This is a genomic window from Sphingopyxis sp. (assembly GCF_035250425.1).
Lineage (GTDB): Bacteria > Pseudomonadota > Alphaproteobacteria > Sphingomonadales > Sphingomonadaceae > Sphingopyxis.
The window spans coordinates 1-20,932 of record NZ_DATFFD010000242.1; the positions used below are offsets into that span (position 1 = coordinate 1).

The 20,932-nt window shown below is 65.0% G+C and carries 25 protein-coding genes; 12 read left to right on the plus strand and 13 right to left on the minus strand.

All coding sequences use genetic code 11. From position 1 onward, the window contains the following. On the plus strand, positions 1-728 hold a 728-nt coding region (locus VJ811_RS14605), incomplete at its 5' end, for a tetratricopeptide repeat protein (protein ID WP_324073611.1). Here the strand turns inward: VJ811_RS14605 and VJ811_RS14610 are convergent. The 9 genes from VJ811_RS14610 to purB all read right to left on the minus strand — a co-directional run bounded on the left by VJ811_RS14610 (position 725) and on the right by purB (position 8,397). Continuing rightward, the gene (locus VJ811_RS14610; protein WP_324073612.1) at positions 725-2,074 is read right to left on the minus strand and encodes a folylpolyglutamate synthase/dihydrofolate synthase family protein; all 1,350 of its coding nucleotides are present in this window, start codon (positions 2,072-2,074) and stop codon (positions 725-727) included. The genes VJ811_RS14605 and VJ811_RS14610 overlap by 4 nt on opposite strands. A 143-nt stretch (positions 2,075-2,217) precedes the next feature. Beyond that, positions 2,218-3,069: an acetyl-CoA carboxylase, carboxyltransferase subunit beta gene (gene accD, locus VJ811_RS14615; RefSeq protein WP_037515187.1), complete on the minus strand. Its 852-nt coding sequence runs from the start codon at positions 3,067-3,069 to the stop codon at positions 2,218-2,220. Continuing rightward, positions 3,066-3,857: a tryptophan synthase subunit alpha gene (gene trpA, locus VJ811_RS14620; protein WP_324073615.1), complete on the minus strand. Its 792-nt coding sequence runs from the start codon at positions 3,855-3,857 to the stop codon at positions 3,066-3,068. Before trpA ends, accD begins: the two co-directional genes overlap by 4 nt. After that, positions 3,854-4,048 carry a hypothetical protein gene (locus tag VJ811_RS14625; protein ID WP_324073616.1) on the minus strand — a complete coding sequence of 65 codons (195 nt, stop codon included), beginning with the start codon at positions 4,046-4,048 and terminating at the stop codon, positions 3,854-3,856. The genes trpA and VJ811_RS14625 overlap by 4 nt, the downstream gene beginning before the upstream one ends. Beyond that, positions 4,045-5,256: a tryptophan synthase subunit beta gene (gene trpB / locus VJ811_RS14630; RefSeq protein WP_324073618.1), complete on the minus strand. Its 1,212-nt coding sequence runs from the start codon at positions 5,254-5,256 to the stop codon at positions 4,045-4,047. The genes VJ811_RS14625 and trpB overlap by 4 nt, the downstream gene beginning before the upstream one ends. Then, the gene (locus tag VJ811_RS14635) at positions 5,253-5,885 is read right to left on the minus strand and encodes a phosphoribosylanthranilate isomerase (protein ID WP_324073619.1); all 633 of its coding nucleotides are present in this window, start codon (positions 5,883-5,885) and stop codon (positions 5,253-5,255) included. The genes trpB and VJ811_RS14635 overlap by 4 nt, the downstream gene beginning before the upstream one ends. A 114-nt stretch (positions 5,886-5,999) precedes the next feature. Further along, a complete protein-coding gene (gene pyrF, locus VJ811_RS14640; protein ID WP_324073621.1) occupies positions 6,000-6,674 on the minus strand; it encodes an orotidine-5'-phosphate decarboxylase in 675 nt (224 codons plus the stop codon). Further along, on the minus strand, positions 6,671-7,012 hold the full coding sequence (locus VJ811_RS14645; protein WP_324073623.1) for a LapA family protein: 342 nt from the start codon (positions 7,010-7,012) through the stop codon (positions 6,671-6,673). The genes pyrF and VJ811_RS14645 overlap by 4 nt, the downstream gene beginning before the upstream one ends. A gap of 68 nt (positions 7,013-7,080) precedes the next feature. Further along, complete coding sequence (gene purB, locus VJ811_RS14650) at positions 7,081-8,397, minus strand: adenylosuccinate lyase (RefSeq protein WP_324073624.1); 1,317 nt, start codon at positions 8,395-8,397, stop codon at positions 7,081-7,083. A gap of 198 nt (positions 8,398-8,595) precedes the next feature. On the opposite strand from purB, the gene VJ811_RS14655 reads away from it, so the two are divergent. Together VJ811_RS14655 and VJ811_RS14660 are read left to right on the plus strand one after the other, a co-directional pair. Beyond that, a complete protein-coding gene (locus tag VJ811_RS14655) occupies positions 8,596-8,889 on the plus strand; it encodes a hypothetical protein (RefSeq protein ID WP_324073627.1) in 294 nt (97 codons plus the stop codon). A gap of 22 nt (positions 8,890-8,911) precedes the next feature. Then, complete coding sequence (locus VJ811_RS14660; protein ID WP_324073629.1) at positions 8,912-9,385, plus strand: calcium-binding protein; 474 nt, start codon at positions 8,912-8,914, stop codon at positions 9,383-9,385. 66 nt (positions 9,386-9,451) lie between these two features. On the opposite strand, the gene rnk is transcribed toward VJ811_RS14660, so the two are convergent. Next, positions 9,452-9,859, minus strand: coding sequence for a nucleoside diphosphate kinase regulator (gene rnk, locus VJ811_RS14665; protein ID WP_324073630.1), 408 nt, complete (start codon positions 9,857-9,859; stop codon positions 9,452-9,454). A 208-nt stretch (positions 9,860-10,067) separates the two neighbouring features. Further along, positions 10,068-10,745 carry a RadC family protein gene (radC, locus tag VJ811_RS14670; protein ID WP_324073632.1) on the minus strand — a complete coding sequence of 226 codons (678 nt, stop codon included), beginning with the start codon at positions 10,743-10,745 and terminating at the stop codon, positions 10,068-10,070. A 170-nt stretch (positions 10,746-10,915) separates the two neighbouring features. Here radC and VJ811_RS14675 point away from each other — a divergent pair, with 170 nt between their 5' ends. The 8 genes from VJ811_RS14675 to VJ811_RS14710 all read left to right on the plus strand — a co-directional run bounded on the left by VJ811_RS14675 (position 10,916) and on the right by VJ811_RS14710 (position 17,456). Then, positions 10,916-14,074 carry a YdbH domain-containing protein gene (locus VJ811_RS14675; RefSeq protein ID WP_324073633.1) on the plus strand — a complete coding sequence of 1,053 codons (3,159 nt, stop codon included), beginning with the start codon at positions 10,916-10,918 and terminating at the stop codon, positions 14,072-14,074. Next, positions 14,071-14,286, plus strand: a complete 216-nt coding sequence (locus VJ811_RS14680) for a YnbE family lipoprotein (RefSeq protein ID WP_324073635.1) — start codon at positions 14,071-14,073, stop codon at positions 14,284-14,286. Before VJ811_RS14675 ends, VJ811_RS14680 begins: the two co-directional genes overlap by 4 nt. Before the next feature lie 14 nt (positions 14,287-14,300). Continuing rightward, a complete protein-coding gene (locus VJ811_RS14685) occupies positions 14,301-14,702 on the plus strand; it encodes a YdbL family protein (RefSeq protein WP_324073637.1) in 402 nt (133 codons plus the stop codon). A 231-nt stretch (positions 14,703-14,933) separates the two neighbouring features. Then, the gene (locus tag VJ811_RS14690; protein WP_324073639.1) at positions 14,934-15,263 is read left to right on the plus strand and encodes an AtpZ/AtpI family protein; all 330 of its coding nucleotides are present in this window, start codon (positions 14,934-14,936) and stop codon (positions 15,261-15,263) included. A 60-nt stretch (positions 15,264-15,323) separates the two neighbouring features. Beyond that, positions 15,324-16,076 carry a F0F1 ATP synthase subunit A gene (locus tag VJ811_RS14695; RefSeq protein ID WP_324073710.1) on the plus strand — a complete coding sequence of 251 codons (753 nt, stop codon included), beginning with the start codon at positions 15,324-15,326 and terminating at the stop codon, positions 16,074-16,076. A 42-nt stretch (positions 16,077-16,118) separates the two neighbouring features. Then, complete coding sequence (locus tag VJ811_RS14700; RefSeq protein ID WP_037515205.1) at positions 16,119-16,349, plus strand: F0F1 ATP synthase subunit C; 231 nt, start codon at positions 16,119-16,121, stop codon at positions 16,347-16,349. 71 nt (positions 16,350-16,420) lie between these two features. Further along, complete coding sequence (locus tag VJ811_RS14705; protein WP_324073652.1) at positions 16,421-16,918, plus strand: ATPase; 498 nt, start codon at positions 16,421-16,423, stop codon at positions 16,916-16,918. Then, on the plus strand, positions 16,911-17,456 hold the full coding sequence (locus VJ811_RS14710) for a F0F1 ATP synthase subunit B (RefSeq protein ID WP_324073655.1): 546 nt from the start codon (positions 16,911-16,913) through the stop codon (positions 17,454-17,456). Before VJ811_RS14705 ends, VJ811_RS14710 begins: the two co-directional genes overlap by 8 nt. A 478-nt stretch (positions 17,457-17,934) precedes the next feature. Here VJ811_RS14710 and VJ811_RS14715 read toward each other — a convergent pair whose 3' ends face one another. Both VJ811_RS14715 and VJ811_RS14720 read right to left on the minus strand, forming a co-directional pair. Next, the gene (locus VJ811_RS14715; RefSeq protein ID WP_324073657.1) at positions 17,935-18,135 is read right to left on the minus strand and encodes a hypothetical protein; all 201 of its coding nucleotides are present in this window, start codon (positions 18,133-18,135) and stop codon (positions 17,935-17,937) included. A 65-nt stretch (positions 18,136-18,200) separates the two neighbouring features. After that, entirely contained in the window at positions 18,201-18,920 is a 720-nt protein-coding gene (locus tag VJ811_RS14720) for an SDR family oxidoreductase (RefSeq protein ID WP_324073660.1), read from the minus strand. A gap of 68 nt (positions 18,921-18,988) precedes the next feature. On the opposite strand from VJ811_RS14720, the gene uvrC reads away from it, so the two are divergent. Beyond that, positions 18,989-20,923, plus strand: coding sequence for an excinuclease ABC subunit UvrC (gene uvrC, locus VJ811_RS14725; protein WP_324073662.1), 1,935 nt, complete (start codon positions 18,989-18,991; stop codon positions 20,921-20,923). The last annotated feature ends 9 nt before the right edge of the window (positions 20,924-20,932 follow it).

Genomic DNA, 20,932 nt, shown 5'->3' on the forward strand with positions numbered 1-20,932 from the left:
TGACCATCGCGTTGCAGGTCGCCTGCCTCGTCCATGTCTTCCGGCACGGCCGCAACACAGCGTGGGTGATGGCGATCGCCTTTCTGCCGATGATCGGGGTGCTCGCCTATTTTATCGTCGAAATCATGCCCGGCCTGTCGGGCGACCGGCGGGTACGGCAGGCGCGGGTGAAGATTGCCGATACGATCGATCCCGAACGCCGGGTGCGCGATGCGCAAAACGCGGTCGATTTCAGCGACACCGTCGGGAACCGGATGGAATATGGCGACGCGCTGATGGCGCGCGAACGCTATGTGCAGGCACTGGAACAATTCCGCGCCGCCGAGCGCAAGTCGCCGCACGTCGACAAGGCGATCGGGATGCGGATCGCGGAGGCCGCCTATGGCGCGGGGCTGGCGAAAGACGCGCTGGCGGCGCTTGACCGGTTGCCCGAAACGACGTCGCAGTCGGAACGCGATCGCCGCGATTTTCTGCGCGGCAAGGTTGCGGAGATCGACGGACGGCCGGGCGACGCGCTGGCGCTCTATCGGGTCATCGTGGAGCGCGTGCCGGGTGACGAGGTGCGGTGCCGGATGGCGGCGATCCTGATCGGGCAGGGCGACAAGGCCGGCGCCCGTGCGTTGTTGCACGACGTCGAACGGCGAATGAAACGAATGCCGCCGGCGACACTGAAGGCCGAGGCCGAGATGTACGACTGGGCGAAGCGAACGCTGGCGGGGCTGGGTTAGGTCGGCCATTCCTCGTTGAAGTCGAGCGCCTGCCCGACGAGGTAAAGCGATCCGCCGATGAGGATATTCCGTGCCGGACTATCGGCGGCGAGCGCGCGTACCGCGCTTTTGACATCCGCGACGGGCGCCGCCGCGGCGATGCCGGCGCCGAGAGCGATCTTTGCGAGATCGGCAGGGTTGTGATGTTCGTGGCCCGGGATCGGAACGGCCATCACGCGCCGGACGTGCGGGGCGAGCATGGCGAGGAACGCATTGGCATCCTTGTTCGACAGCATACCGAGAACAAGATCGATTGGCTCGCGCCGCGCCAGCGTGTCGCCGAGAAAAGCGGCGACGTGTTTGGCCGCGTCGAGATTGTGGCCGCCGTCGACCCAGATATCATGGCCCTCGGGCATCAGCGCGCTGAGCGGGCCGGAGCCGAGCAACTGCATGCGCCCCGGCCAGCTGGTGTCGGCGACACCGCGGGCGATGTCGGCGTCGGTCGGTTGCGGATCGGGGGCGAGGCGAAGCATGGCGATGGCGAGGCCCGCGTTGCGCATCTGGTGCGCCCCCGCCATGCGCGGGCGCAGCGGCTGGTCGATCGAGCCAAGTTTCGACCTCCAGCGAAAACTGTCGCCGTCGGCTTCCACGGTCCAGCCGTCGCCTTCGGGAAAGAGCGTGGCGCCGACGGAGGCGACCTTGGCGGCGATGGTGCCCTGCACGAGGGGCGGATAGGCGAAAGTCGCCACGGGCGTATCGGGTTTGACGATCCCCGCTTTTTCCCAAGCGATGCGTGCGGCGGGTTCGGGCGGCGTCCCGGCTTCGGGTTCGAGCAGGAAGGCCTCATGGTCGATGCCGAGCGAGGCGATGCCGCACACCGCCGGTGGCGGAATGATATTGGTCGCGTCGAGCCGTCCGCCGAGGCCGACCTCGATGATGCAATCGTCGGCAGGGATGCGCGCGAAGGCGAGGAAGGCGGCGGCGGTGGTAACCTCGAAGAAGCTTGCTTGCAGGTCGGCAGCCTCGTCGAGCACCTCTTCGAGCAGCGCGGCGAGCAGCGTATCGTCGATCAGCGTTCCGGCGATGCGGATGCGTTCGTTGAAGCGGGCGAGGTGCGGGCTGGTGTAGGCGTGGACGCGGCGGCTTTGTGCTTCGAGGATCGCGCGGAGGTAGGCGCAGGTCGATCCCTTGCCGTTCGTGCCCGCGACATGAAAAGTGCGGGGGAGCTGGTTTTGCGGGTTGCCGAGGCGCGCGCAAAGTTCGTCGATGCGTTCGAGGCCGAGGATATCGCGGCCCGGCGACAGCGCGGCGAGGCGGGCGAGCTGGGTTTGGACCGCTGGGTCCGAGGAGTGGGCGTGGTCGGGCATCGTCGAGCCTTGATCGTGAAATTGTCAGACCTTCGTCGCCTTCGTCATGCCGGACTTGATCCGGCATCCATCTGCCGCACCGCCCGATGGACCCCGGATCAAGTCCGGGGAGACGAAGTTAGCGACGTTTGGCCCGGAGCGACCTAAGCCGCCTTCTCGGGCGCCAGATAGCCGATCAACCGCCCCAATGTTTCGGGCAGCTCCTTGCGATGCACGACCATGTCGATCATCCCGTGATCGAGCAGATATTCGGCGCGCTGGAAGCCTTCGGGCAATTTCTCGCGGATCGTATTTTCGATCACGCGCTGGCCCGCGAAGCCGATCAGCGCCTTGGGCTCGCTGATCTGGATGTCGCCGAGCATCGCATAGCTGGCGGTGACGCCGCCCGTCGTCGGGTCGGTGAGCAGCACGATATAGGGCAGGCCGGCGCGGCGCAGGCGGGCGAGCGCGACGGTGGCGCGCGGCATCTGCATCAACGACAGCGTGCCTTCCTGCATGCGCGCGCCGCCCGCGGCGGTGATCGCGATATAGGGGACACCGCGCCGGATCGCATCCTCGACGCCCGCGACGAAAGCCTCGCCGACGGCGACGCCCATCGACCCGCCCATGAAGGCGAAATCCTGGACGCCGATCACGACGCCCTGGCCCGAGATGCGGCCGAACGCATTTTGATAGGCGTCGCGGTCGCCGGTTTGGGCGCGCGCGGCCTTGATGCGGTCGACATATTTCTTGGTGTCGCGGAACTTCAGCGGATCTTCCGGCGCTGCGGGCGCGCTGATCAGTTCGTGGAGGCCGCCGTCGAACAGCTGCGCAAAACGCTCGGTCGCGCCGATGCGGTCGTGATGGTCGCAGCGCGGGCAGACGTTGAGATTGTCTTCCCATTCCTTGACGAACACCATCTGCTGGCACTGGCGGCATTTGTGCCAGAGGTTATCGGCGGTATCGCGTTTCGCCCCGAAGGGCAGGGCGTTGCGAACGCGGTCGAGCCAGCTCATGCGGCGATCTCCTTTGCGCCGTGAATAGCATCGGCGAGCGAACGGGTGAAGCTTTGGACGTGCGGCGCAGCGGCGTCGCCGTGCTGCGCGATGATGTCGATGAAGGCCGAGCCCACGACGACGCCATCGGCGACTTTCGCGATTTGCGCGGCCTGATCGGGGGTGCGGACGCCAAAGCCGACCGCGATGGGCAGGTCGGTGGCAGCTTTCAGACGCGCGACGGCTTCGTCGATGCTGGTTTGCGCCGCCTGCTGGAGTCCGGTGATGCCGGCGACCGAGACATAATAGAGGAAGCCGCCCGCGCCGCTGAGCACCGCGGGCAGGCGTGCTGTGTCGGTGGTCGGGGTGGCGAGGCGGATCAAGTCGACGCCCGCAGCGCGAAGCGCGGGGCCAAGTTCGGGATCTTCCTCGGCGGGGATGTCGACGCAGATGACGCCGTCGACGCCGGCCTTGGCGCACTCGGCGGCAAACCAGTCGCCGCCGCGGATCGTCATCGGGTTGGCATAGCCCATCAGGACGAGCGGGGTGTCGGGGTGGCGCGCGCGGAAGGCAGTGGCGATCGCGAAGATGTCGGCGGTCGTCGTGCCCTTGGCGAGGCTGCGCAGGTTCGCGGCCTGGATCGCGGGGCCGTCGGCCATCGGATCGGTGAAGGGCATACCAAGCTCGATCACATCGGCACCCCCTGCGACGAGCGCGTCAAGGTTCGCGACGGTGTCGCCGTCGCCCGCGGTGATGAAGGCGACAAGCGCGGGGCGGGGTTTTGCGAAGGTGGCGGCGAAGCGGGTCAAACCGACGTCTTTCGAAAAGCGGCCTGGTCGATGAATACGAACAGCAGCGACACCAGGACGACGACGACCCACGACGGCGATTGAAAGCGGTCGCCAAGACCGAAAATCTTGCTGATCACTGGAAAACCAAGTGCTTGAACGGCAGCGGCGATCAAAAAGACGATGATCGCGCGGCGATGATTGAGCTTCACAACGTAACTCCCAAAGCTTCGGCCACTGTGAAGATGTCCTTGTCGCCGCGGCCCGAGCAGTTGACGATGATGATCTTGTCCTTGCCCAGCGTCGGCGCGATGCGTTCGGCGGCGGCGATCGCGTGCGCGCTTTCGAGCGCGGGGATGATGCCTTCGAGCTTGGTGAGCTTCTGGAAGCTTGCGAGCGCTTCGTCGTCGGTGACGGGTTCGTAGCGGACGCGGCCGATTTCGTGGAGCCAGCTATGCTCGGGCCCGATGCCCGGATAGTCGAGCCCCGCCGAGATGCTGTGCGCCTCAGTGATCTGGCCGTCCTCGTCCTGGAGCAGATAGGTCTTGTTGCCGTGGAGGATGCCCGGGCGGCCGCCCGCAAGGCTGGCAGCATGTTTCTTGTCGAGCCCTTCGCCCGCCGCTTCGACGCCGACGATCTCGACCTCGGCATCGTCGAGGAAGGGGTGGAACAGGCCGATCGCGTTCGAGCCGCCGCCGACGGGGGCGATCAGCATGTCGGGGAGACGGCCTTCAGCCTCCAATATCTGTTCGCGGGCTTCGTCGCCGATCACCGACTGAAAATCGCGGACGAGTTCGGGATAGGGATGTGGGCCCGCCACCGTGCCGATGATGTAGAAAGTGTCGTGGACGTTCGCGACCCAGTGGCGCAGCGCCTCGTTCATTGCGTCCTTCAGCGTCTTCGCGCCCGATTCGACCGCGACGACTTCGGCGCCGAGCAGCTTCATGCGGAACACGTTCGGCTGTTGGCGCGCGACGTCGACCGCGCCCATGAAGATCGTGCAGGGCAGGCCGAACAGCGCGGCGACGGTCGCGGTCGCGACGCCGTGCTGGCCGGCGCCAGTCTCGGCGATGATCTTGGTCTTGCCCATGCGCTTGGCGAGCAGGATCTGGCCGATGCAATTGTTGATCTTGTGCGCGCCGGTGTGGTTGAGATCCTCGCGCTTGAGATAAATCTTTGCGCCACCGAGATGTTCGGTCAACCGCTCGGCGAGCCACAGCGGGCTCGGGCGACCGACATAATGCTTGAGCAGATAGTCGAACTTGGCCTTGAACGCGGGGTCGGCCTGCGCGGCGCGATAGTGACGTTCGAGGTCGAGGATCAGCGGCATCAGCGTTTCGGCGACATAGCGGCCGCCGAACTGGCCAAAGTGGCCGCGTTCGTCCGGCCCGGTGCGGAGGCTGTTGGGTAAGTCGGTCATCGACCCGCCGCTTTAAGGAAAGCCGCGATCTTGTCCACATCCTTGACGCCGGGCGCGCTTTCGACGCCCGACGAGACATCGACCAGCGGCGCTCCGGTTGCTGCGATCGCTTCGGCGACATTTTCGGGGGTGAGGCCGCCCGCGATGCCCCAGTCGATGCTATGGCGATGGTTTTTGAGCAGCGACCAGTCGAAGCGCGTGCCCGTCCCGCCGGGCATGGCGGCGGCGGGGGCGTCGAACAGGATGCGGTCGGCGACGCCGTGATATTTCTGCATCCGCACGAGCGTGTCGGCGTCCTTCAGACCGATGGCCTTCCAGACTTCGGCGGGGGTCAGCCGCTTCACGACACCCAGCCATTCGGGCGTTTCGGTGCCGTGGAACTGGATGATGTCGGGGCGCACCATGCCAAGCGCGTCGCCGGTAAGTTGCTGCGAAGCGTTCACCAGCAGCAATGCGACCTTGACGTTGCCCGCGCCTGCACGTTTTCGCAGCTCGGCCGCGGTCTTGAGGTCGAGGTGGCGCGAGCTTGGTTCATAATGGACGAGACCGATGTGCGTCGCGCCGTGACGGATGGCGGCATCGACCTCTTCAATTGTCTTGAGGCCGCAGATTTTGACGAGTGGGGGCATGGTCTAACTCTGTTTGGCCGTTCGCATCGAGCGAAGTCGAGATGCCCCTCGATCATCCGCTGCTCCGATGGGTATCTTGACTTCGCTCGACACGAACGGGAATTGGAAATGACTCTAAAGCGTGGCCTCGATTTCGCGTGCGGCGAGGTCGGGGTCCGCCGACTGGCTGATCGGGCGGCCGACGACAAGGATCGAGGCGCCGTCGGCCATCGCCTGCGCCGGGGTGACGACGCGTTTCTGGTCGCCGATTTTGCCGTTCGCGGGGCGGACGCCGGGGACGACGTAATAGCCGCCCGGCCACGCCTTGCGCGCCGCTTTCACTTCCTGTCCCGAACAGACGATACCGTCGAGGCCGGATTCGCGGGCGAGCGCTGCCAGGCGCACGACCTGATCGTGCGGGCTGCCGCCGACGCCGATGTCTTCCAGATCGGGCGCGTCGAGGCTGGTGAGCACGGTGACCGCGACGACCTTTGTATTCAGACCCGCCGCCGCCTTTGCTTCTTCGAGCATCGCGCGGCCGCCCGCGGCGTGGACCGTGAGTACCGCGGGTTCGAGCGTCCGCAGCGCCTGGATTGCCTTGGCGACGGTGTTCGGAATGTCGTGGAGCTTGAGGTCGAGAAAAATCGGCAGGCCGAGCTTCGCCATTTCATGCACACCATGATGCCCGTTGGCGCAGAAGAATTCGAGACCGAGCTTGAGCCCGCCGACATGACGCCGCACCTTTTGGGCCAGCGTCAGCGCCGCGTCGAGGTGCGTGGTGTCGATGGCGAGATAAAGCGGTGACGTCATGGCTTGTCCGTGGAGAAAAGGTCGGATGGGGCGGGCGGGATGTCGTTGACCGGCGGAGTGGGCGTGACCTCGACCGGACGGTTCGCGAGCGCGCGTAGGTCGGCCGCCTGCCGCTCGCTGGCGTCGAGGCGGCGCTTCATCGACCAGCGTGTCGTGCGCAGCGCGATCCACATCGGCACGCTGCCGATCAGGAAGGCGGTGAGGATCAACACGGGCAATTTGGTATCGAGCACCTGCCCCGGCCAGATCGTGACGGTGACCGGAATCCAGTTCGCCATCGCGAAAATGACGAGGACGGCGGTCAGCAAGACCCAGATGATCGTTCGCAGGATGCCCACTTCGTCTTGCTCCTCTGTCGGTCTGGCGCCGACCCTATGACAGATTGCCGCGCGATTCCAGTCCGGGGCTATGCCGCCCCGAACACCCGGTCGAAGATCGTGTCGACATGCTTCATATGATAGCCGAGGTCGAACAGCGCGGTCAGCTCGTCGGCCGACAGCTTCGCGGCGACGTCGGCGTCGGCCTTGAGCAGTTCGAGCAGCGACAGCTGGCCGTCCGATTCCCACACCTTCATCGCGTTGCGCTGGACGAGCACATAGCTTTCCTCGCGGCTGGCGCCCGCCTGCGTCAGCGCGAGCAGCACGCGCTGCGAATGGACGAGCCCGCCCATGCGGTCGAGATTCTTCTGCATCCGCGCGGGGTAGACCAGCAGCTTGTCGACGACGCCGGTCAGGCGTGCGAGCGCGAAGTCGAGCGTGATCGTCGCATCGGGGCCGATGAAGCGTTCGACCGACGAATGGCTGATATCGCGCTCGTGCCACAGCGCGACATTTTCCATTGCAGGGATCGCGGCGCTGCGCACCATGCGCGCGAGGCCGGTGAGATTTTCGGTGAGCACCGGATTGCGCTTGTGCGGCATCGCCGATGAGCCCTTCTGGCCGGGCGAGAAATATTCCTCGGCCTCGAGCACTTCGGTGCGCTGGAGGTGGCGGACCTCGACCGATAGCCGTTCGATCGACGAGGCGACGACGCCGAGCACCGCAAAGAACATCGCGTGGCGGTCGCGCGGGATGACCTGCGTCGAGACGGGCTCGACGGCGAGGCCGAGCTTGGCGGCGACATGCGCTTCGACGCGCGGGTCGATGTTCGCGAAGGTGCCGACGGCGCCGGAGATGGCGCAGGTCGCAATCTCGGCGCGCGCGGCCTGGAGGCGCAGCTTGCAGCGCGAGAATTCGGCATAGGCTTCGGCGAGCTTCAGCCCGAAGGTGACGGGTTCGGCGTGAATGCCGTGGCTGCGGCCGATCGTCGGGGTCATCTTATGCTCGTAGGCGCGGCGCTTGATCGCTTCGAGCAGCGCGTCGAGGTCGGCGAGCAATATGTCGGCGGCCTGGCTGAGTTGGACCGCGAGGCAGGTGTCGAGCACGTCCGAGCTGGTCATGCCCTGGTGCATGAAGCGCGCTTCGTCGCCGACATTCTCGGCCACCCAGGTCAGGAAGGCGATGACGTCATGCTTGGTAACGGCCTCGATCGCGTCGATCGCGGCGACGTCGATTGTCGGGTTCGTTGCCCACCAGTCCCAGAGCGCCTTGGCGGCCGATTTCGGAACGGTGCCGAGTTCGGCGAGGGCGTCGGTCGCGTGCGCTTCGATCTCGAACCAGATGCGAAACCGATTCTCGGCCGACCAGATCGCGGTCATTTCCGGCCGTGCGTAACGCGGAACCATTGAATTTCCTTCCTTTTCCGACGCTTTGTCGTGGAATCCACGCGGAACCACGATGGGGCGCCCCGTAGCAGGGACGGGGCGTTTCGCCAAATGCCGAGGGCACGCAACTTTGCCGAAACACGATGGGTTGCCCCCATGCCCCATCGGAAAGGCGACGGGTCGCACGGCCATCGAAGTCGCCGTTACAGGAGAATAAATGTGTTGAAACAAGTGCTTTTGATCGGCGCGGCGGCAGTCAGCTTCCCCGCTCTGGCCCAGACGACTGCCCCGGCCGAAGAGCCGGCCCCCACGACGCAGTCGCAGCCGGCGCCGACCGATACCACGGCCCCTGCGCCCAACAGCAAGCCGACGGACCAGAAGAAGCCGACGGATGAAACGGCGCCCACCGAGGACGCGACCCCGAGCGATACGCCCCCAGCGGCTGAACCGACCCCTCCGGCTGACCAGCCCGCCCCGGATTCCGACGAAAAACCCGAATCGGAACCCGAATAACCCCGCGCACAGGAGATAGATCATGTTGAAACAGATGCTTTTGATCGGCGCCGCTGCCGTGAGCTTCCCGGCTCTTGCGCAGACCACCCCTCCGGCTTCGGATCCGGCCGCGCCGCCGACCGCCAGCGAACCGGCCCCGGCCCCGGCTCCCGACGCAACGACGCCCCCGGCTGAACCGACGCCGGCGCCCGATGCGTCGACCCCGCCGGCTTCGAGCCAGGCCGCGCCTTCGGGCGGCGCGGCAACGCCAGCCCAGATCGCGCAGATCGTCGAGCAGGAATTCCCGACCTATGACGGCGACAAGAATGGCGACCTGAACGAAGCCGAGTTCGGCGCGTGGATGAAGAAGCTGCGCGCAGCGACCGATCCGAGCGCCGACGTCGAATCGGCCGAAGTGAAGACCTGGATTGGCCAGGCATTCGCATCGGCTGATGGTGACAAGTCGGGCGCGGTGAACAAGACCGAATTGACCGGTTTCCTGTCGCGCGGCGCCTAAACGGCGTCCCGCGGGGTGGTGCAGCCGTCGGAGCGATCCGGCGGCTGCATCGCTGTTTGAACCAAGCTAAACGGGTTGTTCGACCGCGACGATCGTCAACCGATGTTCGATGCCGCCGCGATCGGGCCAGTTGATCGACTGGCCGACGCTGAGGCCGATCAGGCCGGCCCCGATTGGGGTGAGGATCGACATCCGCCCGGCCGATATGTCGGCTTCGGCGGGATATACGAGGCGTACGGTCCGTTCGGCGCCGCTCTTTTCATCGAAGAAAGTGACGCTGGAGCCCATGGTGACGACGTCGGACGGGATATCGGTGCGTTCGCAGATCGCGGCGCGATCGATCTCGTCGAGCAATAATTCATAGAAGCGAACCGAATCGCGCTGCTGCTGGAGCGTCAGTTCGGTCAGCGCGTCGGCCTCGCTGTCGATCATGCGGATATGGGGCATCGCGGCCTCGCTTTTTGTCTTGGTCATGGCGCGGACTTTCCGGCTGGCGCGCGGCGGCAGGCCACGCGCGGCAATGTGGGACGGAAGGTGCCCCGGGTTCGGGGCGAGCGCGCCGGAACCCGGGGCTAAATGCCCGCGAGAAGCTGTCCCCCATGATGGCGGAAATGGAGAAGGCTGCGCCGAATCTGCACGGCCATGATGATGTGGCCGCTGGCTGTGGAAGTCAAATGACGGGCTAGAGCAGCCCCATCGCGCGAAAGCTGCGATAATCGGACCCGCCGATAATGATGTGATCGTGGAGTGCGATTCCGAGTTTCGCGGCGGCGCCTGCGATATCCTTGGTGATCGCGATATCTTGCCGGCTTGGTTCGGGGCTGCCGCTCGGGTGGTTGTGGACAAGAATGATCGCCGAAGCGCCGAGTTCGAGTGCGCGCTTGATGACCTCGCGGACATAGATCGCCGACTGGTCGATCGATCCTTCGCTCGCGAGTTCGTCGCGGATCAGCATGTTGCGCGAATTGAGATAGAGAACGCGAACGCGTTCGACGTCGATCGGCCCCATATCGGCGCGCAGCCAGTCGAGCAGCGCGTCCCAGCTCGAGAGGAGCGGCTTGTCGCGAAATTCGCCCTTGAGCAGGCGCAGGCTCGCGGCCTGGACGATCTTCATCGCGGCAATGCCGGTATCGCCCAGCCCGTCGACCCGGCGCAGCGATTCGGGATCGGCGCTAACAAGCTGCGCCAGCGAACCGAATTCGCGGAGCAACGCTTTCGCGAGCGGCTTGGTGTCGCGGCGCGGGATTGCGAGCGTGAGCAGATATTCGATCAGCTCGTAATCGGCGAGACCCTCTGCATCGTCGAGCAGGCGTGCGCGCAGCCGTGAACGGTGACCGACATGATCCGGTGTATCCCCCATGCAGGCGGCAATAACCGCCTTGTGAGGCGCACTCAACGGTCATAGGGAAAGGAAGATGGCGAACCGGATCAATTTCCTGCATCGAAACGGGATTTCCGGCGTTTGTGCCCTGAACGGGGCTCCGGGCGAGGGACGAGATTTTGCCGCCATGACGTCATTGGCCATATTCCATGACTGACGCGGCAGACGGAACGAAGCCGCGGTGGAAATATCGGAAGCTGCTCTTCAAGAAGCGCTGGATGACTGCGGGCGCAGTGATCATTCTGTTAGCCGGCGTCTGGATCGCGCGCGAGCCGATCGCCGATGAATTCATTCGCGACCAGCTCGAAAGCCGCAATGTTCCTGCGCGTTATACGATCGACCGGATCGGCTTTCGCAGCGAGCAACTGTCCGACATCGTCATCGGCGATCCAAAGCGCCCCGATCTGACCGCGAAACGCGTCGAAGTCCTGCTCGGCTATGGCTGGCGCGGCCCCTATGTTTCTGGGATCAACGCTGAGGGCGTTCGGCTCTATGGCCGCTTCGTCGATGGCCGCCTGTCATTCGGTTCGCTCGACAAGTTCCGCGACCCGACGAGCAAGGATCCGTTCGCCTTGCCCGACCTGTCGGTCGCGCTGCGTGATGCGCGGGCGCGCGTCGAAACGCCGTGGGGTAATATCGGTGCGGCGCTGCACGGCGGCGGCAATCTGCGCCGCGACTTCGCCGGCAAGCTCGCGCTGGTCGCGCCGCGCATCGCGGCGGCGGGGTGCAGCGGCGCCGATATCAGCTTCTACGGCACGGTTTTCGTCCGCGATGTCCGGCCGCAGCTTGTTGGCCCCTTGCGTGGTGGATCGTTGCGCTGCGCAGACGGCAGTGTCCGTGCGGCTTCGCCGCAAGTCGGGCTCGATCTCTCGCTGTCGGAGGATTTGCAAAGCTGGAAGGGCAAGGCCGACGCGAGCATCGCGCGGCTGGTCGCGGGCTCCGTCGCGGCCGACCGGATGGGTGTGATCGCCCGCTTCAACGGGACCGCGGTGCTGACCAAGCTCGACATCGATGCCAACATGGCGCGTCTTCGCGGCGCCGATTTCGCGGCCGAGACGGTGAACCTCGAAGCCAAGGGCAGTATCGGCAGCGCGGCGCCGAAGTTCGATGGGCGGATTCGCTTTGCCCGCGCCAGCGGCAGCGCGGGTTTGCGCCGTTCGTTCGTCGAAAGCGCGCGCGGGCTGGCGGGGACGCCGGTGGGGCCGCTCGCGGCAAAGGCGGTCGGCGCGTTGAGCCGGGTGCTGGCCGACGCGAGCGGCAGCGCGGGCTTTGCGCTCGCGGGGGAAGGGCCGACGGCGCGTATCGACCTGATCGCGCCCGAATTGACGAGCGTGAGCGGCGCTCGTTTTATCGGCAGCGCCGACAGCCGCGTAGGCTATCTTTATGGTGCCGACGAGCCCGCGGTGATCGCGACGGGGCGCTGGAGCATCGCGGGGGGCGATCTGCCCTCGGGAACACTGCACATCGATCGCAGCGCCGAGGGGCGGGTGACGGGGCTCGCCAGCCTCGATCCTTATAGCGCCGAAGGCGCGCGGCTGGCGCTGGCGCCGGTGCGTTTTTCGGGCGGCGCTGGCGGGCTACTGCGCTTTGCAACCGCCGCGACGCTGTCGGGGCCGCTTGCGGGCGGGCGCGTCGAGCGGTTGACGGTGCCGCTGAACGGCTTCCTTGCTCCGACGGGCGCGCTCGCGTTCGACGGCGGGTGCAGCCGCGTCGCGGCCGACCGGATCGAGGTGAGCGGCTTTCGGCTCGGGCGCAGCATGATCGACCTGTGCAGCCGGCCCGGCGCGCCGCTGCTCAGCGCTGGTCCCGACGGGCTGCGCGGCGATATCCGCATTCCCGGCATTGTGCTGCGCGGGGCGAGCGGCAGTTCGCCGTTCAGCCTGAAGAGCGGCCCGGCGAACATCGACCTGTCCGCGATGCGCTGGTCGCTGGCGCGCGCCGATATCCGGCTGGGCGAGGGGGAAAGCGTAACGCGCCTCGCCGCCGAAAGCCTGACCGGGCGCAGGGCGGCGCAGGGAATGGTGGGCGACCTGCGCGGCGCGAGCGGCAAGATCGGTGCGGTGCCGCTGAACATGAGCGAAATCGCGGGGCAATGGCGTTTCGTAGATGGCGCGCTGTCGCTTGACGGCGGACTGTTGCTCACCGATGCGGCGCCCGATCCGCGCTTCTTCCCGCTCGTCAGCAGCGATGCAAACCTGCGGTTCGCGAACGGGACGATCGAAGCGAAGGCGGGTTTCAACGAGCAGAAGACGGGGACGAAAATCCTCGACGCGCTGATCCGCCACCGGCTGGCCGACAGCAGCGGTTCGGCGGATCTTGTCGTCACGGAGCTGCGGTTCAACGAGGCGCTCCAGCCCGACCAGCTGACCAGCCTTGCGCTCGGCGTCGTCGCCAATGTCCAGGGTTCGGTGGTCGGGAACGGGCGCATCGAATGGACCGCCGAAGGCGTCACGAGCCGCGGCACCTTTGCGACCTCCGACGCCAGCCTCGCCGCGGCGTTCGGCCCGGTGACGGGGCTAACCACTACGCTCAGCTTCGACGACCTGATCGGCCTGAAATCTGCGCCGGGCCAGATCGCGAAGATCAAGGAAATCAACCCGGGCATTCCGGTGGTCGACGGCGAAATCGAATATCGATTGCTCGGCGACAATCGCGTGCGGGTCGAGGGCGGAAGCTGGCCTTTTGCAGGCGGGCAATTGCGGCTCCATCCGACCACCCTCGATTTTAGCGCGGCCAATGCGCGGCGGCTGTCGTTCGATATCGTCGGAGTCGACGCTGCGGTGTTCCTGCAAAGCTTCGGCTTCGAAAATATCAACGCGACGGGCGTGTTCGACGGGACATTGCCGGTCGAGTTCGACGGGCTTGGCGGGCGGATCGTCAATGGCCGCATCGATTCGCGCGCCGGCGGCGGTACGCTCGCCTATGTCGGCGAATTGTCGAACCGCAATCTGGGTGTCATCGCCAATTTTGCCTTTGGTGCGCTGCGCAGCCTCAAATATGACGACCTCACGATCATATTGAACGGGGACCTCGACGGCGAGATGGTGACCGACATCCGCTTTGGCGGCGTGGGACAGGGGGAAGGCGCGACGCGCAACTTCCTGACCAACCAGGTCGCGAAACTGCCGCTGATCTTCAACGTGAAGATCCGGGCGCCGTTTCGCCAGTTGTTGACCTCGGCGAAAGGGTTTTACGATCCGTCGCTGTTGATCGAACAGAATCTGCCCGCGTTGATCCGCGCGCAGGAAGACGCCGCAAAAGCAAAGATCGTCCCTGTTCAGCCTCCAGAAAGCGAGCCCATGCGATGAATAGACCCAAGACTGGAGCAAGGAGGCTGACCATAGACGGTCGGTGCGTTGCGGTGGTGATCGGCATGTCGGCCCTTGCGGGTTGTGTGCAGATCGACACGCCTGACAAGCCGATCGAGATCAACCTGAACATCAACATCCGTCAGGAAGTGGTGTACAGGCTGGATGGCGATGCCAAAAAGCTCATCGAGCAGAATAGCGAGATATTCTGATGGGGAATGACAAGATGACCAAGAAGATGTGGAAACCGACCGGACTGGCGCTTGCTGCGATTGCGGCGACGGCCGCGGTTGCATTCGCGGTGCCGTCGGCGATGGCGCAGCGCGATCCCGCCTATGCCGCCGCGCGCGCGGCGGGCCAGATCGGCGAGCAGCCCGATGGCTATCTGGGGTTCGCCACGACGCCGACCCCGGCGATCCGCGCGCTGGTGCAGGATCTCAATATCAAGCGCAAGGCGGCCTATACCGCGAGCGCGCAGTCGACCGGCAGTACGGTCGAGCAGTTCGCCTTTACCAGCGGTTGTAACCTGATCGCGCAGACCAAGCCCGGCGAGAAATATCAGACGCCCAGCGGCGCCTGGAAAACCCGCGACGGCAGCCCGCCCGAGCGCGACGCGCGCTGCCCGTAAAGCAATCGTTTCGCAAGGCGGCCCGCGGGCCGCACATGCCGCCGCGCCCCTAAACGCGGCGGCATTTTTGTGCGCCTCGGCGGCGACATTTTTGTGCACCTGCGCACAAGCATTGACTTAATCGGGTGTCGTTCCTAAACGGACCGCGCCTTAGGGGTCCCCCGAATTTTCGGGCCTTTTTTCGCAGGCGGAATCGATGGATATCGGCTCTGTTTCAGGAGGATGGCGCAAATGACGGGGAATGGCAGCGATCCGGAACCAGCTTCGGAGGATTCGCGCCTGGTCTCGCTCGAAGAGCGATTGGACCGGGCCGAAGCCGCAGAAGCAAGAAGGACCGCAGTGAACGCCGGACCGGAGACCGATGCGAATTACAAGCTCGGTAACCGCGTTCTGGCCGAACTGCTGGGCGGTATCGGTGGCGGCGCCTTGGTCGGTTGGACGATCGATCATTTTGCCGGCACCGCACCCTGGGGCCTGTTGGTGGTGCTGTTCCTTGGAATAGTCGTCGCCTTCAGAAGCATATTTCGAATAGCGAATATCCGGCCTTCAAAGCCGGACTGACGCTGAATTACTGGGATTTAGGCGAGGTATCGCGTGGCGGATCAAGGCAAAGTGGACCCGATGCACCAGTTCGAGGTGCAGAAGATGTTCGACATGTTCCATGTCGGCAATCATGAGGTTGCCTTTACCACCAGCGCAATGTGGATGGTCATCGCCGGCCTCTTGCTGTGGGTCTTCATGATCGGCGGGATGAAGCGCCAGCTCGTCCCCGGTCGCTGGCAGGTCGCAGTCGAAGGCTTCACCGGCTTCATTTCGGGCATGATGAACGCCAACATCGGCCCCGAAGGCCGCAAATATACGCCTTACGTCTTCTCGCTCTTCATGTTCATCCTGATGTTGAACGTGATCGGTTTGATGCCGCTCGGCCTGTTCGGCGTGCATCCCTTTACCGTGACGAGCCATTTCACGATCACCGGTTTCCTCGCGATCCTGAGCTTCTCGATCGTTCTGATCGTCGGTTTCTGGCGCCACGGCCTGCATTTCTTCTCGCTGTTCGTCCCGCACGGTACGCCCTGGTGGCTGCTGTGGCTGATCCCCGTGATCGAGCTGGTGTCGTTCCTCGTCCGCCCGTTCAGCCTTGCTCTCCGACTGTTCGTCGCGATGACCGCGGGCCATGTGCTGATGAAGGTGTTCGCCTCGTTCGTCATCGACGGGATTGCCGCGGGGCCGCTCGTCGGCGCGGGCGTCGGCATCCCCAGCATGGCTTTGATGGTCGGGATCAGCGGCCTCGAGCTGCTGGTCGCGGGTATCCAGGCTTATGTGTTCGCGCTGCTCACGTCGCTCTATCTGAACGACGCGGTCAATCTGCACTGATATTTCAACTAGTTAATCAACGTTTTTCCCAAGGAGTATAAAATGGACGTTCAAGCTGCTTCGCTCATCGGCGCCGGTCTGGCCGCTATCGGTGCCGGTATGGCCGCCATCGGTGTGGGCAACGTCTTCGGTAGCTTCCTCGAAAGCGCGCTGCGTAACCCGGCTGCTGCCGACGGCCAGCAGGGCCGCCTGTTCATCGGCTTCGCGGCTGCCGAACTTCTCGGCCTGCTGTCGTTCCTGATCGCGATCCTGCTGTACCTCAAGGCAGCCTGATTTCGTCTGCGGGGCCGGCTCGCTAAAAGCGGGCCCCGCGACTGCTTTTCTTTTGTCGGTCGAGTAAATCCATGCCTCAAATCAGCCAATTCGCTGAAAGCTGGTACGCCGCATCACAGATTTTCTGGGTGCTGCTGACCTTCGGCTTCGTCTTTTTCGTCATCGGCCGCGGCATGCTGCCGAAGATCGAGGCGACGGTGGACGCGCGCGACCGCAAGGTGGCCGACGATCTGGCCGCGGCGAAAGCCGCACACGCCGCCGCCGACAATCTCGAAGAAAGCTACCGCCAGCAGAGCGACGCAAGCCGCGCCGCCGCGCAAAAGGCGGTGGCCGACGCCAAGGACAAGGCCGCGAAAGACGCCGAAAAGCGTCTTGCAAAGGTCGACGCCGAACTCGCCGGCAAGCTGGCGGCGGCCGAAGCCGACGTCAACGCGGCGCGCACCTCGGCGATGGCGGAAATTGAATCGGTCGCGGCCGAAGCAGCGGGCGATCTCGTCGCCAAGCTGTCGGGCGTGAAAATTGCTGCGGCGGATGCCAAGGCGGCGGTGAAGGCGGTGCTCCATGGCTAATGTTCTGACGATCCTGTCCGAAGCCGCGGGTGAAGTGCATGTCGAGCCGGCGTCGTTCGGTTTCATCGACGCGACCGTCTGGGTCTCGATCGCGATGGCGATCTTCATCGCGATCCTGCTGTGGAAGAAAGTGCCGGCGATGGTCGCGGGCATGCTCGACAACAAGATTGCCGAGATTTCGAAGCAGCTGAAGGAAGCCGAACAGCTGCGGCTCGACGCCGAAGCGCTGAAGGCCGAATATGAAGCGAAGCTCGCCGACGCCGCCAAGGAAGCGGACGACATGCGCGCCCGCGCCGATGCCGAAGCCGAGGCGCTGGTCGCCAAGGCAAAGGCCGACGCGACCGCGCTGATCGCGCGCCGCAAGCAGATGGCCGAAGACCGCATCGCCGCAGCCGAAGCCGGCGCGCTCGCCGAAGTTCGCACTGCGGCCGCCAAGGCGGCGACCGACGCGGCGGCGAGACTGATCGCCGACAAGCATGACGCCAAGGCCGATAAGGCACTGGTCGATCAGGCCATCGCGGGCGTCGCCAAGGGCTGAGCCTTTCGCCATCGCCGAAAACAGAGCGCCCGCGGATTTCCGCGGGCGTTTTGCTTTTGGACCTCGTGGCGGGTTTCGACCGGAAGCGGACGTTTAGCGAAGTTCGGCCCCACATGTTTTGTGACGGCACATATCCCATCGCAGCAATCCCGTTTTGCACATCTCCAAATGTACGCCGCCGTTCCTGATTAGGCGATCACCGCAGTTCCAACAGCGAAGGCGCCAAAGCAGCGTCATCCAGATTGGTAGAAAGAAGATCCAAAATACGAACAATGCCGACGGACGCAGAACGGCAAGGCCTACGAAAATGCCTACACAAGCGAGCAGCAGCAGACGGAGCTGTCGCGCGCGGCGGATGAACGATTGCTTGGAGCCCATGGCGATCTTGTAACGCGGAAAGCTGCCGGGCAGCAATCCACCCCAAAGCAGGCGCTGCCTTCAAATAAGCCTTTCCTACATTATCCGGCTGTGCCAGCCTTCATCCGGCTCTTTCATTTGGTGGATCAAAGCGGTCGCTGCCCGGCTTGCCGGGTGCAGCCATGGCGAGGTGTGCCGCGCGCGTCCAGCACGCCGCCAGATTCAAAACGGGCGATGCATAGGGCTGAACTTTCCTGAACTTTGGAAGGATCATGCGATCATGTACCGACCGGTTCCAAACCGGGATGACGAAATAAGACAACGGCAGCTCCCCATCCCAAAGCTGACTTGTCCTTCCTTGGTCCGGGCTTTTGGCGCGGTGGCTGGTCAGAACCGGATCATGATCCGCCGCGCCAGTGCGGGCGAGATGCTGTGGACGAGCTGCAATATCTTCACCATCCCGGCGTTGACCTCGCTTTTGCCGGTGCGGATGCCGCGCACAATCTCGGCAGCGCAGTCGTGCGCGCGCATCTTTTTGCCCGCACGGCCCGCGGTCATGTTCGTTTCGACGACGGGCGGCAGCGCCTCGATCACTTTGACATTGCTATCCTTGAGCAGGTGACGGATCGCCTGCGTATAGCTGCGCAACCCCGCTTTGGTCGCGCAATAGATCGACCCGCCCGCGCGCGGCGCGATCGCGAGCCCCGAGGTGACGTTGACGATCGCCGCCTCGGGCTGCGCGCGCAGCACCGGCAGCAGCCGCGTACAGAGCGCGATCGGGGCATCGAGGTTGGTGCGGATGCAGTGCGCCGCGCTGTCGAGCGTTTCGGGCCTGTCGAGATCATATTCGCTGCCGACCCCGGCGTTGTTGACGAGCAGCGCGAGCGGCTTGCCCGCCACACCGCTCACGACGGCATCGATGCCCGCCGAGGTCGACAGATCGCCCGCGATCGTTCCGAAGCCCAGCGCGGCCATCGCCTGCAATTTCTCGGCCGAGCGTCCGGTCACGATCACATTCGCACCCGCGGCCTGCAATTGCAGCGCGATCTCGCGCCCGATGCCGTCGCTGCCGCCAGTCACCAGCGCGAGCTTTCCACGAAGTTCCATAAGACCCCTCCCATGTTTTACTTCGCACACTATGGCGGGTCGCACCGCCATCGCCTACATGCAAAATCATGGCTCGCCCGAACGCTCCCGACCGATTCAACGAAGAAAAAGCGACCTATGTCATCCGCGGCGGCGACGGGGACGGCGACCAGCCCGACCTTGAGCGCGGTGCCGAGGCGATCCGCAGCGTGGTGCGCAAATTGCCGACGCGTCCCGGCGTCTACCGCATGCTCGATGCGCGCGGCGACGTGCTCTACGTCGGCAAGGCGCGCGCGCTCAAAAACCGCGTCACCAATTATACGCAGGTCGCGCGGCTGCCGCAGCGGCTGCAGCGGATGGTATCGCAGACGCGCGCGATGGAGATCGTCACCACGACGAGCGAGGCCGAAGCGCTGCTGCTCGAGGCGCAGCTCATCAAGCGATACCGCCCGCCGTACAATGTCCTGCTGCGCGACGACAAAAGCTTCCCCTTCATCCTGCTGCGCACCGACCATGATTTTCCGCGTGTCCAGAAGCACCGCGGCGCGCGGCGCGCGAAGGGGCGCTACTACGGGCCGTTCGCAAGCGCCGGATCGGTCCACCAGACGCTCAACGCATTGCAGAAGACCTTCCTTCTGCGCAGTTGCACCGACAGTTTCTTTGCCAACCGGTCGCGGCCGTGCCTGCTCTATCAAATCAAGCGGTGCAGCGCGCCGTGTGTCGACCGCATCTCGAAGGAGGATTATGCCGCGCTGGTGAGCGACGCGCAGGATTTCCTCGAAGGGCGCTCGACGGCGGTCCAGAAGAGGCTGGGCGATGCGATGACGCAGGCCGCCGAGGCGATGGACTATGAGCAGGCGGCGGTGATCCGCGACCGGCTGAAATCGCTGACCTTCATCCAGGGCAGCCAGTCGGTGCATGCCGACGGGCTCGGCGACGCCGACGTGTTCGCGCTCGCGGCGAAGGGCGGGCAGCTGTGCATCGCGGGCTTCTTCATCCGCGGCGGGCAGAATTGGGGGCATCGCAGCTTCTTCCCCGCCCATGTGTCGGGCGTACCCGAGGCCGAGGTGATGGCCAGCTTCCTGATGCAGTTTTACGAGGGCGTGCCGCCGCCAAAGACGATCCTCGTCGATCGCGAGCCCGCCGAATGCGCGCTGCTGGCCGAGGCACTGGGCGAGGTGGCCGAGCGCAGGATCGAGATCAGTGTGCCGCAGCGCGGCAATCGGCGGCGGTTGCTGGAGCAGGCGGTGCGCAACGCCGGCGAGGAACTCGACCGGCGGCTAGCGGAAAGCAGCTCGCAGGCGAAGCTGGGGCGTGAACTGGCCGAACTGTTCGACCTCGAAAATCCGCCGCAGCGGATCGAGATTTACGACAACAGCCACATCCAGGGCACCAATGCGCTCGGCGCGATGGTCGTCGCGGGCCCGGATGGCTGGATCAAGGGCGCGTACCGCAAATTCAACATCAAGCGCGCCGAGACGATGCCGGGCGACGATTTTGCGATGATGCGCGAAGTGTTCCAGCGCCGCTTTGCGCGCGCGATCGAGGAGGATCCCGAGCGCACAAAGGGCGAATGGCCCGACCTGGTGCTGATCGACGGCGGCAAAGGGCAGGTATCTGCGGTCGCAGCGGTGTTCGCCGAACTGGGGATCGACGACCTGACCTTTATCGGGGTGGCCAAGGGGCCTGACCGCAATGCCGGGCGCGAGACTTTCTACCATCCCGACGGGCGCGAGTTCACCTTGCCCCCGAACAACGCGGTGCTCTTCTACATCCAGCGGTTGCGCGACGAGGCGCACCGCTTCGCGATCGGCGCGCACAGGGCGAAGCGGTCGAAAGCGATGGGCGCGTCGCCGCTCGACGAGGTTCCGGGGATCGGACCGTCGCGCAAGAAGGCGCTGCTGATGCATTTCGGCACCGCGCGCGCGGTGCGCGGTGCGAGCCTCGAAGATCTGCAAAAGGCGCCGGGGGTGAGCGCGGCGGTCGCGCAGGCCGTGCATGATTTCTATCATTCGGGACGGTGAGGGGAGTTT